The organism is Streptomyces sp. Root1304, assembly GCF_001426405.1.
GTDB lineage: Bacteria > Actinomycetota > Actinomycetes > Streptomycetales > Streptomycetaceae > Streptomyces.
This window is the reverse complement of sequence record NZ_LMEP01000001.1, coordinates 25,230-42,381: the sequence shown is the minus strand read 5'-3', so window position 1 is coordinate 42,381 and position 17,152 is coordinate 25,230. Positions and strand designations below refer to the sequence as shown.

The following is a 17,152-nucleotide window of genomic DNA, read 5'->3' as shown; positions in this document are numbered from 1 at the left end:
CGGGAGGGCCCGGCCGCCCGGCATGCGAAAGGCCCGGTGGACCGTGACGGTCCACCGGGCCCTTCCCGTAGATCCTGGGCTCAGAGCGCGCCGAAGCCCACGCGGCGCACGGCGGGCTCGCCGAGCTCCACGTACGCGATCTTCTCGGCCGGGATGAGGATCTTGCGGCCCTTCTCGTCCGAGAGGCTGAGCAGCTGCGCCTTGCCGGCCAGCGCGTCGGCGACGGCGCGCTCCACCTCCTCGGCGGACTGCCCGCTCTCCAGAACGATCTCCCGGGGTGCGTGCTGCACGCCGATCTTGACCTCCACGGCTATGTCCCTCCGAACGGTCAGCGTTGCGCGAATACCCGCGCCGTACGCTGCACACATTAGCCCGGTGAGGGGACGCGCACGGTTCACTCACACACGCCAGGAGCGAACACGCGCGGGACCGGAGGTGCCTCCGGCCGTCAGTGGCCCTCGGCGCTGAGCTGGCCCTCCACCGCGTGCAGCGGGAAACCCGCGATGCCGCGCCAGGCGAGCGAGGTCAGCAGACCGACCGCCTTGTCGCGCGGGATGGCGGACCCGCTCGACAGCCAGTAGCGCGCGACGACCTGGGAGACGCCGCCGAGGGCGACGGCGAGCAGCATCGACTCGTCCTTGGACAGGCCGGTGTCCTCGGCGATGACGTCCGAGATCGCCTCGGCGCACTGGAGGCTCACCCGGTCCACGCGCTCGCGTACGGCCGGTTCGTTGGTGAGGTCGGACTCGAAGACGAGCCGGAAGGCGCCGCCCTCGTCCTCGACGTAGGCGAAGTACGCGTCCATCGTGGCCGCGACCCTCAGCTTGTTGTCGGTGGTGGAGGCCAGGGCCGTCCGCACCGAGAGGAGGAGGGACTCGCAGTGCTGGTCGAGCAGGGCGAGGTAGAGCTCCAGCTTCCCGGGGAAGTGCTGGTAGAGCACCGGCTTGCTGACGCCCGCGCGCTCGGCGATGTCGTCCATCGCGGCCGAGTGGTACCCCTGGGCGACGAACACCTCCTGGGCAGCGCCGAGGAGCTGGTTCCGTCGGGCACGTCGCGGCAGGCGCGTGCCCCGAGGGCGTGCTGCCTCTGTCTGCTCGATGGCGCTCACGCGGCCTCCCAAGAATCGATCCATGCGCGCTGTCGCACGCGCCGCCATCGTACTTTTGGGTAACCCGGCTGTGCGCGGTGCGAACGCAGAATTTCACGGACCGGACGCCCGGGTCGACAGTCGATTCAATATTAAACCGAACAAATCAGCGGGAGTCGTCCCGGCTCAGCGGTAGTCGTCCTCGTCCAGGGCGACGACACGGGTCTGCTCGGAGGAGTCGGCCTCGTTCGCCGAGTCGCGCTCGACGTGGGTGACCTGCTCGTCCTCGCGCTGCTGCAGGTCCGTGTGCTGCTCCGCCGCGTCGGCCTCCGGGATCTCCTGCTCCAGCACGGTGTCCTCTTCCTCGGCGAATGTGTCCGGGTCGGTCGGATCGACAGTCATGCGATTCCTCCGGCATGGGGTCGCGGTCCTCTCCGCAGGGCCTCTCTTCGAGCCTAGGAGCACCCGCGCCCCGCCGCACACGCACCTGTGACGGCACCCACACACGGCGCCGCGTGATCGTCTCGTAATATTGCGGCCATGTCGTCGACCGAGCTGCCGGAAACCCGGACCGCCGCCGCGCCACCCGCGTCGCGCACCACCCGCGCCGTACGGGTCGCCGACGGCGAGGAGCTCCGCTCCGTGTCGCTGCCCGGACTCACCCTCACGGTGCGCGCCCGGCCCGGCGCCGAGCCCGGCCTGCCGCCCGCGCTGTACGTCCACGGCCTCGGCGGTTCCTCGCAGAACTGGTCCGCCCTGATGCCGCTGCTCGCGGACCTCGTCGACGGCGAGGCCGTCGACCTCCCCGGCTTCGGCGACTCCCCGCCGCCCGACGACGGCAACTACTCGGTCACCGGGCACGCCCGCGCCGTCATCCGCCTCCTGGACTCCGCGGGCCGCGGGCCGGTGCACCTCCTCGGCAACTCGCTGGGCGGCGCCGTCGCCACCCGGGTCGCCGCGGCCCGGCCCGACCTGGTCCGCACCCTCACCCTGATCTCCCCGGCCCTGCCCGAGCTGCGCGCCCAGCGCACCGCCTGGCCCACGGTCCTGCTCGCGGTGCCCGGCGTGGCCTCGGCCTTCGCGAAGCTCAGCAAGGACTGGACGGCCGAGCAGCGCGTCCGGGGCGTCCTCTCCCTCTGTTACGGAGACCCCGGCCGGGTCACCGACGAGGGCCTCCTGCACGCCGTCGAGGAGATGGAACGGCGCCTGGAGCTTCCCTACTTCTGGGACGCCATGGCACGCTCCTCGCGCGGCATCGTCGACGCGTACACGCTCGGCGGGCAGCACGGACTGTGGCGGCAGGCCGAACGCGTCCTCGCCCCCACGCTGCTCGTCTACGGCGGGCGCGACCAGCTCGTCTCGTACCGGATGGCCCGCAAGGCGGCCGCCGCCTTCCGCGGCTCGCGCCTGCTGACCCTCCCCGAGGCGGGGCACGTGGCGATGATGGAGTACCCCGAGACGGTCGCCCAGGCCGTCCGGGACCTGATCGCCGACAACGGCGGGAGCTGATCCGGGGCGTGGGACGACATAGTCGCAAGGGCTCCGCGCCCCCGGTGGCCGACACCGGTCAGCAGACGGCCCCCGGACGGACGACGGGGGCGGCAAAGCCGCCGGGAGCGCCCGCCGAGCGCGCCCAGGGCACGGGCCGCCGACGCAGGGCGCCCGGCGAGGGCCAGACCGTGCAGGGACGGCCGCAGGGACAGGGGACACCGCCGGGGTACGGGGGCCCCGCGTACGGGAATCCGGCCTACGGGAACCCCGCGTACGGCACTCCGGCGCAGGGCACGCCCGCGCACGGCACCGGGCGCGGCGGACCCGCGCACCGCAATCCGGCGCAGGCCGCGCCGGCCCCCGTGACCCCGCCGCGCGGCACCCCCTCCTACGGCGCCTCCGGGTACACCCCCTCGGTCTTCGACACCCCCGCGCACGGAACGCCCGGTACCCCCGCGCACGGCGTCCCCGCCTACCGGACCCCCGTACGGGGCGGCCACCCGCAGCACGACGAGGGCTCCGCGCCGCAGCCCCGGCCGTACCGGGCCCGGCACGGCTCGCCCCGTACCGAGGAGCACGAACAGGACGCCGCCCGGGCGCCGTTCGTCCCCGGACCCCGACGTGAGGACGCGCCCGCGCCGGTGCCCGAGGAGACCGGGGCCCCGGTCGTCCGGGGCGGCCTCGGCCGCACCCTCACCGGCGTCGCGGCGGCCGCCGTCGCCACCGTCCTCGCCGTCGTCGTCGCCGGGCAGGTGACCGGCCGGGAGGACGCCCCGGTCACCGTGCACGCCGCCGAGCAGCCGGCCGAGCGGGCCGCCGACGACGCCTCCGCCTCCCGTTCCGACGAGCGGGCCACCCCGAAGGCCCCTGCCCCGGCGGTCACTGCCGAGCCGCCCACCTATGAGCAGCTGATGACCCGGCAGTTCCCGATCGACCCGAAGCTGAAGGGCTCCGGCGACTTCGCGACCGTGCCGGGCTTCCAGAAGGCGCCCGGGAAGGGGCAGTTGATCCGCTACCGGATCGACGTCGAGAAGGGGATCGGACTCGACCCCGCGCTCTTCGCCGACGCCGTGCACAAGACCCTGAACGACCCGCGCAGCTGGGCCGGGCAGGGGGCGATGACCTTCGAGCGGGTCTCCAGCGGCGAGGCCCGGTTCGTGATCACGCTGGCCAGCCCCGGCACGACGGGCGCCTGGTGCGCGAAGTCCGGCCTCGACACGACCGTCGACAACGTGTCCTGCGACTCCGCCTCCACCGAGCGCGTGATGATCAACGCCTTCCGCTGGGCGCAGGGTTCGGAGACCTTCGGCCCCAAGGCGATGTACGCCTACCGGCAGATGCTCATCAACCACGAGGTCGGCCACCGGCTCGGGCACGGCCACGTGCGCTGCAGCACCCCCGGCGCGCTCGCCCCGGTGATGCAGCAGCAGACGAAGTCGCTGAACATCGGCGGGATCAAGTGCCGCCCCAACCCCTGGGTGTACCCGACGGGTTGAGCGCCGGGCGCTCCGCCAGGGGCTGGCCCCGGCCTGACTCTCCGTGACGGATCTGACGCCTAGCGCGACAGAACGCGACGGGGGCGGGAAAGTTACGTGCATTCACCCCTTCCGGTGGTGCGACGGACAACCGTCCGTCGCACCACCGGTTTCTCCGCTTACGTTCTTCCCGCTGCGAGTCACCGGACCAACGGTGGCCGCCGTCAAGGGAGAACGGGGGTGCACTCGTGCGGATCGGACTGCTCACCGAGGGTGGGTACCCGTACGCCACCGGTGAATCCGGACGCTGGTGCGAGCGGCTCGTACGCGGGCTCGGGCAGCACCAGTTCGACCTGTACTCCCTCGGCGGCTCCGGCACCGCGGCGCCGCTCCCGCCGAACTCCCGCGTCGTCCGCACCGTCGACCTGGGGGCCTCCGACGCGGCCCCGGCCGCCGGGAACCTCCTCGAACGGACCGCCTTCGGCGCCCGCGCCGCCCGCCGCGCCTACGGCCGCCGCGACCGCCACCGCTTCACCGAGGCCTTCCACGCGCTGACGGCCGGGCTCTGCGCCGAGGACCACGAGGCCTTCGCCGCCGGCCTCCACGCGCTGGCCGATCTCGCCCGCGAGCGCGGCGGACTCCCCGGCGCGCTCCGCTCCGACGACGCCGTCCGCGCCCTCGAAGCCGCCTGCCGCGCACCCGGCGCGAGCCGGGGCGCGGCCGCCGCCGGGCTCCGCGACCACCTCGCCTTCGTCGAGCACGTCGAGCGCACCCTGCGCCCGCTCTCCCTCGACTGGTACGAGGAGGACGCCCTCGGCGCGGCCGACCTCTGCCACGCCACCGCCGGCGGCACCACCGCACTCCCCGGCCTCCTGGCCAAACGCTTCTTCGGCACCCCGCTGCTCGTCACCGAGTACGGCGCACCGCTCCGCTCCCACTACCTCTCCGCCGCCGGTGCCGACCGCTCCGCCCCGCTGCGCACCCTGCTCGCCGCCCTCCACGGCCGGCTCGCCGCCGAGGTCTACGGGCAGGCCGCGCTCCTCACCCCCGGCAACGCGCACACCCGCCGCTGGCAGGAGAAGTGCGGCGCCGACCGGACCCGCATCCGCGCCGTCCACCCCGGCATGGCGGCGGACCGCTTCGCCGAGGTCGGCGAGGACGAGGAGAGCGGAGACCCGGCCACCCTCGTCTGGGTCGGCCGCGTCGAACCCGCCAAGGACCTCATCGCCCTGCTGCACGCCTTCGCGGAGATCCGCTCGCGGCAGCCCGACGCCCGGCTGCGGATCGTCGCCGTGCCCGTACGGGAGCCCGGCGCGGGCGCGTACCTCACCCATTGCAAGGGCCTCGCCGCCCAGCTCTTCCCCGACGAGGCCGCCGGGGCGCACGCCGTCGGCGAGAACCCGGTCACCTTCGAGGAACTCGGCGGCCCCGAGGCGCCCACCCTGGAGGACACCTACGCCTCCGGCGCGGTCGTCGTCCTGTCCAGCGTCGTCGAGGGCTTCCCCGCCACCCTCGTCGAGGCGATGTTCTGCGCGCGCGCCACCGTCTCGACCGATGTCGGCGCCGTCGTCGAGATCATCGGCGGCACCGGTCTCGTCGTCCCCCCGCGCAACCCCCGGGCGCTCGCCGACGCCTGTCTCGCGCTGCTCCGCGACCCCGAGCGCCGCTACCGGCTCGGCGCCGCCGCCCGCGCCCGCGCCCTCGAACTCTTCACCGTCGAACAGAACCTCGCCGCGTTCCGCGGCATCTACCTGGAGCTCCTCTCCCACGCGCCGGTGCGCCACCGCCCCGGGGACGGCGTGCCCTTCGCCCACCCCGCCGAGGCCCATGTACGGGGCAGCTGGGCGAACCAGACCGTGATCGCCGGGACGGGAGCCCCCGATGCCTGAAGGAGGCACCCCCATGCGCGGCTCCGCCGCCCCGACGAGCCCCGGAGCCTGGGACGCCCGCTCCGAGGCCCTCCTCGGCGCCCCCGCCCTCACCCCGCCCACCGGCGGGACGCTCGACCTCCGCGGCCCGGACGACCCGGCCGAACCGGTGGACGGCGCCGGCCGGCCGGACCCCGCCGACCCCCTCGGCAGACCCTCCTCCGGGATAGGCCCGGCCCAGGGGGAGGCCGCCGAGATCCCCCCGAAGCCGGGGGACCCCGGATGGGACGACACGGAGCCGGAGGACTCGGCGCCGGAGGGCAGCGCGAGGCCGGGCAGCACGCCGGACGACACCGCGCCGGACGACACCGACCCGGCGCGCCCCCCCGCCCGTACGTCCGCCGGCGCGAGCGCGCCCACCGCGTCGGCCCCGCCGGTCGCGGCCCCCGGCACGGCCGGTCCCGCCGCCCGCACGACCGCCGCACCCCGCCCCCGGCGCGGCCACGCCGACCCCGTCAAAGTGCTCATGCACCGCCACCGGGAGCTCTGCGCGCGGGCCGTCGACCCGCTGGAGATCGCCGCCGGACTCGAAGCGCAGGGATTCACCGACCGCACCGCCGCCCGCTTCCGGCACCGGGACGTGTTCTCGCTCGCCGAGGAGCTCTACGCGCGCGTGCCCCGGGGTGACGAACCGGCCCCGGCCCCCGCGCCGCCCGAGCGGGACACCGACGCCTGGGTGCTCGCCGTCCTCACGCCCGGCGCCGCCGCCGCGCTCACCGGCATCGGGCTCGCCCTCACCCACGGCCCCGTGCGGGCCGCCGTCGGCGCGAGCGGCGCCGTCCTCCTGGCCGGGGCCCTGCTGTTCGCCGTCCGGCGCGGCCCGCTCCGGGTCCCCGAAGGCAGGAGCGTGCCCGCCGCCCGGCTCTGGACCCTCTGGCTCCTCGCGTACGCGGTCGGCGGCGACGGACTCCTCGGCCAGGTGCTCAGCGGCGGCCCCGACGGACCCTGGGACCTGACCACCGGACCGCTCCTCGGCCTCGCGCTCGCCGTCGCCCCCGTCGCCTGGTGCGCCCGCCTCTTCGCGAACCGGGCCCGCCGCCGGATCGCCGACAGCCGGGGCCTCGCCGACTTCGCCGCCGGCGTCCGCCCGGCGCTCCTCGCCACCGTCACCCTCCAGCTCCTCGCCCTCACCGGCCTCCTCGAACTCACCGGGTTCAGCTCCGGGGCCCTGGCCCTCGGCGCGCTCCTGCTGTTCGCCCGGCTCCTCACCGTCCACGGCTTCCCCGAGACGGCCACCGCCGCCCTCGCCGCCGCCTGCGCCGCCGAGGCGCTCGCCCTCGCGAGCGTCCTCGCCTCCCGCGTCCCCGTCCCCGGCTTCGACGCGCTCGCCGCCCCGGTGCGCACCCTCGTCGACACCTGGGGCCCCGGGGCCGTACCCACCCTCGTCTGCGGCGCCGCCGCGCTCGGCCTGCTGGCCCACGCGACCGGCGCCCTCGTCCGGGCCTCCGCCCACGCCACCCCGTGAAAGCTCCATGAAGACCCCGCGCACCCGCGGAGCCGACGCCGCGGGCGCGCCCCGTCACCCCTCTCATCACCCCGCAAGGAGACCGAAGACCATGACCCCTCGATCCCAAGGACCGGCCGGTCGGCACGAAGGGGCCGCGCGATGAGGGTGCTACTGCTCGGAGCCAACGGCTTCATCGGCCGCTTCGTCGCCGACCGCCTGCTCGCCGACCCGGCCGTGCACCTCACCGCGCTCGGCCGGGGCGACGACGCCGACGTGCGGTTCGACCTCGCCTCCGGCAGCCCGGGCGCGCTGACCCGCTTCCTCGACGCCGTCCACCCCGGGGTCGTCGTCAACTGCGCGGGCGCCACCCGAGGCGGCGCCCGCGAGCTGACCCGGCACAACACCGTCGCCGTCGCCACCGTCTGCGAGGCCCTGCGCCGCAGCGGCTGCGGCGCCCGGCTCGTCCAGGTCGGCTGCGCCTCGGAGTACGGGCCCAGCCAGCCCGGCTCCTCCACCGCCGAGGACGCCGTGCCCCGCCCCGGCGGCCCGTACGGGGTGTCGAAGCTGGCGGCGACCGAACTCGTCCTCGGCTCCGGGCTCGACGCCGTGGTCCTCCGGGTGTTCTCGCCCGTGGGACCGGGCACGCCCGCCGGTTCGCCGCTCGGCCGTCTCGCCGAGGCCATGCGCCGGGCCATGCAGGCCGGGGACGGCGAGCTGAAGCTCAGCGGACTCGGGGTCCAGCGGGACTTCGTCGACGTCCGGGACGTGGCGCGGGCCGTGCACGCCGCCTCGCTCTCCGCCGCGCAGGGCGTCGTCAACATCGGCACCGGCCGCGCGGTCCGCCTCCGCGACGCCGCCGCCGTCCTCGCCCGCGTCGCCGGCTACTCCGGCAACCTGCACGAACTGGACGCCCCGCACGGCATGCCGCAGCGCCCGATGATCGGCGCCCCCCGCACCGAGGGGACCATCGCCGACCAGCTGGCCTCGGCGCCCTACCCGTACCCCGACGGCTGCGGACCCTGGCAGCAGGCCGACGTGCGCACCGCCCGCGACCGGCTCGGCTGGCGGCCCCGGATCAACCTGGAGGAGTCGCTCGCCGACATCTGGATGGAGGCGGCGTGTCGCATCTGACGGCGACCGGAGCCGTCCAGGCGCTCGGGGTGGGCGTGCCCGGCTACGCCCACCCGCTGCTCGCCCCCGTCGAGTGGGGCGAGCTGACCCGCCCGGGGACCCCGCTGCACTGGGCGGTGCTCAACGTGGCGGACGGGCCCGGCAGCCGCCCGGACCCGCACTGTCTGGAGGCGGCGGGCCGGCTCCGCAACGCCGGGGTCCGGGTCCTCGGGCACCTGGACGCCGCCTACGGCTCCCGGCCGTTCGGCGAGCTGGTCTCGGACGCCCACCGCTTCCTCGACTGGTACCGGGTGGACGGCTTCTACCTCGACCGCTGCCCCGCCGACCGGGCCGACCTGGCCGGGGTGCGGCGGGTCACCGCGACCCTGGAGGCGGTCCTCGGCGGCGAGGCGCACCTCGTCCTCGGCCACGGCACCCACCCCCACCCGGGGTACGCCGAGACCGCCGACCAGCTGGTGACCTTCTCGGGACCGTGGGCGGACTACCGCTGGTCGCAGGTGGCCGAGTGGACGGCCGAGTACACGGAGGCGAAGTTCGTCCACCTCGTCCACGGCATCCCGCGCACCCACCTGGAGGAGGCGCTGCGGATCGCCCGCTGGCAGGGGGCCGGGACGATCTTCTTCACCGACCGGACAGGGGTCCCGGGACAGACCGCCGCATTTCACTCGCTGCCCGGCTACTGGGACGAAATCGTCTCGCGGATCGGACCGGGTGTCTCGGAATGAGAAGAGGCGTGGCAGTGTTACGGGGAGAACAACCGTACTGACATACCGACAACCGGAGTCCCCGTGTCGCTGCCACCCCTGGTCGAGCCGGCTGCCGAGCTCACCGTAGACGAGGTCCGCAGGTACTCCCGCCACCTGATCATCCCGGACGTCGGGATGGACGGGCAGAAGCGGCTGAAGAACGCGAAGGTGCTGTGCGTCGGCGCCGGCGGCCTCGGCTCGCCGGCGCTGATGTACCTGGCCGCCGCCGGCGTGGGCACGCTCGGCATCGTGGAGTTCGACGAGGTCGACGAGTCGAACCTCCAGCGCCAGATCATCCACAGCCAGGCCGACATCGGCCGGTCCAAGGCCGCCTCGGCGCGCGACAGCGTGCTCGGCATCAACCCGTACGTGAACGTGATCCTCCACGAAGAGCGGCTCGAGGCCGAGAACGTGATGGACATCTTCAGCCAGTACGACCTGATCGTCGACGGCACGGACAACTTCGCCACGCGCTACCTGGTGAACGACGCCTGCGTGCTGCTGAACAAGCCGTACGTCTGGGGTTCGATCTACCGCTTCGACGGCCAGGCGTCCGTGTTCTGGTCCGAGTACGGTCCCTGCTACCGCTGCCTCTACCCGGAGCCCCCGCCGCCGGGCATGGTCCCGTCCTGCGCCGAGGGCGGCGTCCTGGGCGTGCTGTGCGCGTCCATCGGATCCATCCAGGTCACCGAGGCCATCAAGGTCCTGGCCGGCGTGGGCGACCCGCTGGTCGGCCGCCTGATGATCTACGACGCCCTGGAGATGCAGTACCGCCAGGTCAAGGTCCGCAAGGACCCGAACTGCGCGGTCTGCGGCGAGAACCCGACCGTCACCGAGCTCATCGACTACGAGGCCTTCTGCGGCGTCGTGTCCGAGGAGGCCCAGGAGGCGGCGCTCGGCTCCACGATCACTCCGAAGCAGCTCAAGGAGTGGATCGACGAGGGCGAGAACATCGACATCATCGACGTCCGCGAGCCGAACGAGTACGAGATCGTCTCGATCCCGGGCGCGCGTCTGATCCCGAAGAACGAGTTCCTGATGGGCGCCGCCCTCCAGGACCTCCCGCAGGACAAGCGGATCGTCCTGCACTGCAAGACGGGTGTCCGCAGTGCGGAAGTCCTCGCCGTGCTCAAGTCCGCGGGCTTCGCGGACGCGGTGCACGTCGGCGGCGGCGTGATCGGCTGGGTCCACCAGATCGAGCCCGAGAAGCCGGTCTACTAGACGACTCGACGAAGGGCCCGGACCTCCCCGCGGGGAGGTCCGGGCCCTTCGTCGAGCGCGCGCGGTCAGCAGGTCGTGCCGTACTTCGGGACCGTGCCCTTCAGGAAGTACGCGTCGATCTTCTCCGTCACGCACCGCGAGGTGCCGTAGGCGCCGTGCCCCTCACCCCGGTTGGTGACCAGGACGCCGACGCCGTCCCCGAGTTCCTTCGCCATCCGCTCCGCGCCCTCGTACGGGGTCGCCGGGTCGCCCGTCGTCCCCACGACCAGGACCGGGGCCGCGCCCGGGGCGCTCGCCTCCGGGGTCGCCCGCTCGCCCTCGACCGGCCATCCGGCGCACCAGCCGGCCGTGTCCCAGGCGAGGAACGCGCCGAACACGGGGGAGAGGCGGCGGAATTCGGACAGCAGCGCCTTCGCCTGCGCGGCGGTCGGCCGGGTGCTGGAGTCGGCGCAGGAGATCGCCCGCTGGGAGTGCGACTGGGTGGAGTAGTGGCCGCTCGCGTCACGGTCGTTGTAGGCGTCGGCGAGCGCGAGCAGGGCGCCGCCGCGACCGGCCTCGGCCTCCTTGAGGCCCTGGGTCAGGAGGGGCCAGTTGGCCTTCCCGTACAGGGTCACCGCGATGCCCGTGAGCGCGAGGCTCTCGGTGAGCCGGCGCTCTCCGACCGTCAGCGGGGCGCGGTCCAGCTTCCGGAGCAGGCGTGCGATCCGCTCGGTCCCGGCCTTCGGGTCCTCGCCGGTGCTCTTCAGGTAGTTGTCCAGGGCCCGCTGGAAGCCGACCGTCTGGTGGCGGGCGTGCCCGAACGTGTCGGCGGTCGGGTCGACGACGGCGTCGAGGACGAGCCGGCCCACGTTCCCCGGGAAGAGGTGGGCGTACGTGCCGCCGAGCTGGGTGCCGTACGAGATGCCGAAGTAGTGGAGCTTCTCGTCCCCGAGGACCTGCCGGACCAGGTCCAGGTCCCGGGCGGTGGCGCTGGTCGTGGTGTGCGCGAGGAGCGCGGCGGAGCGCTCGGCGCAGCCGGCGGCGAAGCCGGTGTTGTCCTTCAGGAACGCGGCCTCCTCGGCGCCCGAGTCGGGGGTGAGGTCGACGGTGGCCTCGGCGGCGGCCTGTTCGGCGTCCGTCCGGCAGACCACGCCCGCACTGCGGCTCACGCCGCGCGGGTCGAAGCCGACCAGGTCGTAGCGCGCGTTCAGGGACCCGTACTCCTCGGCCGCCCTCGGCAGGATGTCGACCCCGGAGGCGCCGGGGCCGCCGAAGTTGAAGAGCAGCGAGCCGATGCGGCCGCGTTCGTCGGTGGCCCGCTTGCGGATCAGCGCGACGGGCAGGGTGGCGCCCTCCGGCTTCCGGTAGTCGCGCGGCACCGTCACCGTGGCGCAGCGCCACTCGGCGCCGGGCCGCTGTCCGCCCTCCGCGGCACGGCAGCGCTGCCAGTCGAGGCGCTGGCCGGTGAGGGCGCCGGGGAGCGCGGGGAAGGCGGGCGGTGGAGCGGCTGCGGTGGCCGACGGTCCGGCGCCGGTGGCCGTCGGCGCGGTGGAGGCGGGACCGGGGGCCCCGCCGCTCGTGCTGGTGCAGCCCGCGAGCAGTACCCCCGCCACGGCCAGAACCGTCATGCGTATCCGTACGGACATGTGTTCCCCCAGGATCCCGGCAAGGCGGTCATCCTAGGCGGTCCCACCGACGGGGCCGGGCGCCCGGGGCGGGGCTACTTGCAGACGCTTCCCGAGGCGGGGACCTTGCCGTCCAGGAGGTAGGCGTCCACGGCCTTCTTCACGCACGCGTTGCCGCTGTTGTAGGCGCCGTGGCCCTCGCCCTCGTATGTCAGCTCCACGCCGACGCCCTGGCCGAGCGCCTCCACCATCGAGCGGGCGCCCTCGTACGGGGTGGCCGGGTCACCGGTGTTGCCGACGACCAGGATCGGAGCCGAGCCCGGGGCGGAGACGTCCGGGTGCTCCCAGAGCCCCGGCACCGGCCACTGCGCGCAACTGGCCAGCGCCCAGCCCATGAAGTCGCCGAAGACGGGGGAAGCCTCGCGGAACCGGCCGAGCCGCTCCTTCGCCTGGCCGAGGGTGTAGCGCTCCTTGAAGTCCACGCAGTTGATGGCGGCGTTGGCGGCCTGGATGTTGCTGTACGAGCCGTTCTCGCCGCGTCCGTTCATCGCGTCCGAGAGCGAGAGCAGCAGCGCCCCGTCGCCGCCGTCCGCCGCGTCGAGGCCCTGTTCCAGATAGGTCCAGTACTCCTTGGAGTACAGGGACTGCGCGATGCCGTTGGTGGCCTGCGTCTGGGTCAGCTTCCGGTCCCCGATGCCGGGGATCGGCTTCTTGTCGAGGGACGCGAGGAGGTCCGTCACGAAGGTCTCGACCTCGGCGACGGTCGAACCGGGCAGGGTGCACTCGTCGCCCCGGTCGACGCAGTCGCGGGCGAAGTTGTCCAGGGCGAGCTGGAAGCCCTTCGCCTGGCCGAGCGCGCCGTCCTCGACCCCGGCGTCCGGGTCGACGACGGCGTCGAAGACGGCCCGGCCGACGTTCTTCGGGAACAGGTGGGCGTAGACGCCGCCGAGTTCGGTGCCGTACGAGATGCCGAAGTAGTGGAGCTTCTCGTCGCCGAGGACCTGGCGCATCAGGTCCACGTCCCGGGCGGCGTTCTCCGTGCCGACGTGCGGCAGGGCCGGTCCGGCGTCCCGCTCGCAGCCGGTCGCGTACTTCTTCTGCGCGTCCGACAGCGTCCGCTCCTCCGCCTCGTCGTCGGGCGTGAAGTCCAGGGCGTAGTAGGCGTCGAGCTCCTTGTCGCTCGCGCACTCCACCGGGTCGCTGCGGCCCACCCCGCGCGGGTCGAAGGACACCAGGTCGTAGCGGCCGCGCAGGGTCTCGTAGTCGGTGGCGAAGCCGGGCAGACCGGTGATGCCGGAGCCGCCGGGGCCGCCGAAGTTGAAGACGAGCGAACCGATCCGGCGCTCCTTGTCGCGGGCCCGGGCCCGGATGAGGGCCAGCTCGATCGTCTCGCCCTCCGGCACCGACCAGTCCAGCGGCGCCTGCAGGAAGGAGCACTCCCAGATCGCGCCGCCGGGCAGCGGGGAGGGCGCGGGCCCGCCCCCCTCGGCGGCCGACGGAGCCGGGCAGGGGGCCCAGGACAGCTTCTGCGCCGTCAGCGCCGACATGCCCGAGCCGCTCGGGGCCGGCACGTCCGCCGCGTCGTCTCCCCCGTCCGAGCACCCGGCGGCGAGCAGCACGGTGGTGGCGGTGAAGAGGGCGGCGCGCTGGGCGGCGGAGATCGGCATAGGCCCATGGTGTGCCGCCGCCCGCGCACCCGCGCGGGACGGAGGTCCATGCGGGTGGCGGGCGGCCTGCGGCGCTTCGCGGTCTACAGCGCTCCGCGTTTCGTCAGCCAGTTGAAGCAGATCCAGCCCGGCAGCACCGGGACCCAGAGCGTGAGCAGGCGGTACAGGAGCACCGCCGGGGTCGCGACCTCGATGGGCAGCCCCACCGCCACCAGACCGAGGGTGAGCGCGCCCTCGACCGCGCCGACACCGCCCGGCGTCGGCGCCGCCGAGCCGAGCGCGTTGCCCGCGAGGAAGACGACGGCCACGCTCGCGTAGCTGACCGTCGCGGTCCCGTGCCCGAACGCCCGGATCGAGGCGTCGAGGCAGAACACGAACGCGGCGGTCAGGAGCAGCATGCCGCCGATGCCGGTGACCAGCTTCATCGGCCGCTGGAGCACGTCCAGCATGCGCGGCACGACCCCGGCGAACAGGGACCGCAGCCGGGTCGAGACGAACTTCCGCATGAACGGGATCGCCGTCGCGACCAGGACCAGGACCGCGACCGTGAGCAGGCCCGCGATGACCGTCCTCGACGGGGTGAAGGACTGCGACTTCTCCGTACCCGTCAGATAGCCGAAGGACAGCAGCAGCAGGATGTGCGCCCCGAGTCCGAAGAGCTGCGAGGCGCCGACGCTCGCCACCGCGAGCCCCGGGCGCACGCCCGCGCGCTGGAGGAAGCGGGTGTTCAGGGCGACGCCGCCGACGGCCGCCGGGGCGACGATCTTCACGAACGAGCCGGCGACCTGCGCCACCACCGTCCGCCAGAACCCCACCCGCTCCGGCACGAAGCCCAGCAGGCTCATCGCCGCCGCCACATAGCTGAGCGCCGAGAACACCACGGCGGTCGCCACCCACCGCCAGTCCGCCTGGCTGACCGTCGACAGCGGCGTACGGGCGATCTGTGACAGCAGGAAGTACGCGGCGACCGCGCCCGCGATCAGACTGACCAGGGTCCGCGGCTTGATCCGCTCCAGACGGACCGGCTCCACCGGCGCCTGCGGGCGGATCAGCAGCACCTGCTGCCGGATCTGGGAGAGCAGGTCCTCCTCGCGGGCCTCGTCGAGGGCCGTGTCGAGCGCCCGCTTCTCGGCCTTCTTGTCCGCCTTCTTCTCGGCCTTCGTCTCCGTCTGCACGGTCTCGGGACCGCCGTGTGCCGCCGCCTTCGTGAGCTCCCGCTCGTGCTTGGCCGCCTCCGAGGCGGCGAGCACGGCCTCGCGCTCGCGTGCCGACCGCTCCCTGGCCTGCTTCCGCAGCGTCGCGCGCGTGGAGCGGCTCAGCGCGATCGGCTGGAGCAGCGGCAGACAGTCGGCGACGGTGTCGGGGCCCAGGACCTCGACGGCGGCGGCGACCGCCCGCTCGGCCCCGACCCGCAGGCCGAGGGTGGTGAGCAGCTGGGCGACGTCCATCCGCAGGATCAGGTCGCCGGCCGCGATCTCGCCGCCCCGCAGATCGGTGAGGATCACCCTGCCGGAACGATCCACCAGGATCGCGTCGCCGGTCAGCCTGCGGTGGGCGATACGGCGCGACTGCAGCGCCCGCACCTGCCGGAAGGCGCTGCGGACCAGCTCGTCGGTGATCTCGGAGTCGTCGAGCGAGTCCAGACTGCGGCCGCCGATGTGCTCGTAGACGAGCATCACGGCGTCCGGGCCGAGCTCGGAGGTGGCGATCAGCTTCGGCGCGTTCGCCCCGGCGGCGATGGCCGCGTACGCGAGGAGCGCCTCCTGCTCCAGGGCCTGCCGCAGCGAGACGATCGAGCGGCGGGTGGTGATCGTACGGAGGGTGATCCGCCGCCACACCCGGTAGAAGAAGCCGTGCGCCTGCTGCTCCCGGTCGACGACGGTGACGTCGAGGGGCGGCCCGTCCTCCAGGGTCACGATGTACCGGCGGCCCCGGTCACCGCTGTCCGCGGAGTCCGGGACGCCCTCGGCGCGCAGCGCGGTCACCGGTTTGAAGCCGACCCGGCGCAGACCGGCGAGAAGGGTCTGGCCGGTCGGCCGGACGTTGGGGGAGCCGACCGCGTAGAGCGTGCCGTACGCCACCGTCCAGCCGATCAGCACGGTCAGGATGATCGAGAGCGCCGTGGTGTAGCCGGCCACCAGCATCGTGAACGCGTCGAGCAGCAGCACCGCCCACAGCGACACCCGCCAGCGGGGCCTGCGGGCCATGCCGACGGCGGTCATGTACGCGATCACCGGGGCCAGGTAGTTGTGCACCGGGTCGGTGAGCCCGCCGCCGGACTGCGGCTGGGTCAGCGCGTCCTGGATGGTGCCGGGCGCGGCCTGGGCGACCCAGAGGTCGGTGGCGAGGGTGACGCCGTGCGCGAGGACGGCGGCGAGGACGCCGTCCGCGATCCGCAGCCCGTCCCGTTTGATCAGCCGCTCGATGGCGAAGGCGACCGGGACCAGCAGGACGGCGATGGAGGAGACGAGACCGGCGATCTTGACGAAGACGTCGGGTGCGCCGACCGCACCCTTGTTGATGTCCTCCTCCAGGCCCGAGGTCGTCGCGTGGGCGAACGCGGCGACGGCGATGACGAGCCCGATCGCGAGCAGGCCGGCGAGCAGCCGCATCAGGTCGGAGGGCCGGTGGACACGGGCGGCGAGCAGCGGCTCGTCGCCGGAGACCCGCTCGGGCACGTCGGCCTTGCCCTCCTCGGGGGGCTGGGTGTCCGGGGCCATCACCATGTCCGTCTCTGCATGTGCGTCGTGTCGTTCTCGTTCTCGCTGTTGTTCCTGCTCGTGTTCTTGTTCTCGTTCTCGTACGTGTCGCTCTTGATCTCGTATCACCAGTCACCGCCCGGACGATGGTGGCACGAAGAGCCGCCGCGCGGAGGCATCAGGGCCATGTCGGTGGGGTGAGGCAGGATGGGGCGGATGAGCATGGAGGAGCCCGTGGGGGAGACCGGAGAACTGCCGGAGTACGCGGAACGGGTGCTCGACGTCGCCGACGGCATCCCTCCCGGCCGGGTGATGACCTACGGGGACGTCGCCGAATGGCTGGGCGAGGGCGGACCCCGCCAAGTGGGCCGGGTCATGGCCCTGTACGGCGGGACGGCGCCCTGGTGGCGGGTGGTCCGCGCGGACGGCACCCTGCTCCCCGGGCACGAGCTGCGGGCCCTCGGCCACTACCGCGAGGAGGGCACCCCGCTGCGGGAGGCGGGCCCGGCCGCCGAGGGGCACGTACCGAGGATCGACATGCGGCGGGCCCGCTGGGACGGATCTCACACCTGAGCACCTCCGCCGGGGGAGCACCTGGCGGGCGGCGCGCGCCCGCCGCCGGGACGGTCCCGGGCGTGCGGCGGAGGGGCGCGGAG

At 74.0% G+C, this 17,152-nt stretch carries 14 protein-coding genes; 8 read left to right on the top strand and 6 right to left on the bottom strand.

What is annotated here, in order from left to right; all coding sequences use genetic code 11:
* Nucleotides 1-80: 80 nt before the first annotated feature.
* The 3 genes from ASD33_RS00170 to ASD33_RS00160 form a co-directional block, all read right to left on the bottom strand.
* Nucleotides 81-308, bottom strand: a complete 228-nt coding sequence (locus tag ASD33_RS00170) for a DUF3107 domain-containing protein (RefSeq protein WP_030207540.1) — start codon at nucleotides 306-308, stop codon at nucleotides 81-83.
* A gap of 140 nt (nucleotides 309-448) precedes the next feature.
* On the bottom strand, nucleotides 449-1,108 hold the full coding sequence (locus tag ASD33_RS00165; RefSeq protein WP_056551409.1) for a TetR/AcrR family transcriptional regulator: 660 nt from the start codon (nucleotides 1,106-1,108) through the stop codon (nucleotides 449-451).
* Nucleotides 1,109-1,273: 165 nt separating this feature from the next.
* Nucleotides 1,274-1,489 (bottom strand): hypothetical protein, encoded by a 216-nt coding sequence (locus ASD33_RS00160; RefSeq protein WP_056551407.1) that lies wholly within the window; start codon nucleotides 1,487-1,489, stop codon nucleotides 1,274-1,276.
* Between the two features lie 138 nt (nucleotides 1,490-1,627).
* On the opposite strand from ASD33_RS00160, the gene ASD33_RS00155 reads away from it, so the two are divergent.
* The 7 genes from ASD33_RS00155 to moeZ all read left to right on the top strand — a co-directional run bounded on the left by ASD33_RS00155 (nucleotide 1,628) and on the right by moeZ (nucleotide 10,526).
* Nucleotides 1,628-2,596, top strand: a complete 969-nt coding sequence (locus ASD33_RS00155; RefSeq protein ID WP_056551405.1) for an alpha/beta hydrolase — start codon at nucleotides 1,628-1,630, stop codon at nucleotides 2,594-2,596.
* 8 nt (nucleotides 2,597-2,604) lie between these two features.
* A complete protein-coding gene (locus ASD33_RS00150; protein WP_056551403.1) occupies nucleotides 2,605-4,074 on the top strand; it encodes a DUF3152 domain-containing protein in 1,470 nt (489 codons plus the stop codon).
* Between the two features lie 227 nt (nucleotides 4,075-4,301).
* Entirely contained in the window at nucleotides 4,302-5,942 is a 1,641-nt protein-coding gene (locus ASD33_RS00145) for a glycosyltransferase (protein WP_056551402.1), read from the top strand.
* Nucleotides 5,943-5,955: 13 nt separating this feature from the next.
* Nucleotides 5,956-7,446, top strand: a complete 1,491-nt coding sequence (locus ASD33_RS00140) for a hypothetical protein (RefSeq protein ID WP_199863418.1) — start codon at nucleotides 5,956-5,958, stop codon at nucleotides 7,444-7,446.
* Between the two features lie 141 nt (nucleotides 7,447-7,587).
* Nucleotides 7,588-8,559, top strand: a complete 972-nt coding sequence (locus ASD33_RS00135; protein ID WP_056551399.1) for an NAD-dependent epimerase/dehydratase family protein — start codon at nucleotides 7,588-7,590, stop codon at nucleotides 8,557-8,559.
* Nucleotides 8,547-9,284 carry a spherulation-specific family 4 protein gene (locus tag ASD33_RS00130; protein ID WP_056551397.1) on the top strand — a complete coding sequence of 246 codons (738 nt, stop codon included), beginning with the start codon at nucleotides 8,547-8,549 and terminating at the stop codon, nucleotides 9,282-9,284. The genes ASD33_RS00135 and ASD33_RS00130 overlap by 13 nt, the downstream gene beginning before the upstream one ends.
* A gap of 63 nt (nucleotides 9,285-9,347) precedes the next feature.
* Complete coding sequence (moeZ, locus tag ASD33_RS00125; RefSeq protein ID WP_056551395.1) at nucleotides 9,348-10,526, top strand: adenylyltransferase/sulfurtransferase MoeZ; 1,179 nt, start codon at nucleotides 9,348-9,350, stop codon at nucleotides 10,524-10,526.
* Between the two features lie 65 nt (nucleotides 10,527-10,591).
* On the opposite strand, the gene ASD33_RS00120 is transcribed toward moeZ, so the two are convergent.
* From ASD33_RS00120 to ASD33_RS00110, 3 genes are all read right to left on the bottom strand, one after another.
* A complete protein-coding gene (locus ASD33_RS00120; protein ID WP_056551392.1) occupies nucleotides 10,592-12,151 on the bottom strand; it encodes an alpha/beta hydrolase in 1,560 nt (519 codons plus the stop codon).
* A gap of 74 nt (nucleotides 12,152-12,225) precedes the next feature.
* Nucleotides 12,226-13,797 (bottom strand): alpha/beta hydrolase, encoded by a 1,572-nt coding sequence (locus tag ASD33_RS00115; protein ID WP_056551391.1) that lies wholly within the window; start codon nucleotides 13,795-13,797, stop codon nucleotides 12,226-12,228.
* Between the two features lie 83 nt (nucleotides 13,798-13,880).
* Entirely contained in the window at nucleotides 13,881-16,517 is a 2,637-nt protein-coding gene (locus ASD33_RS00110) for a lysylphosphatidylglycerol synthase transmembrane domain-containing protein (protein WP_242426792.1), read from the bottom strand.
* A 186-nt stretch (nucleotides 16,518-16,703) separates the two neighbouring features.
* On the opposite strand from ASD33_RS00110, the gene ASD33_RS00105 reads away from it, so the two are divergent.
* Nucleotides 16,704-17,069: an MGMT family protein gene (locus tag ASD33_RS00105; RefSeq protein WP_056551386.1), complete on the top strand. Its 366-nt coding sequence runs from the start codon at nucleotides 16,704-16,706 to the stop codon at nucleotides 17,067-17,069.
* Nucleotides 17,070-17,152 lie beyond the last annotated feature (83 nt).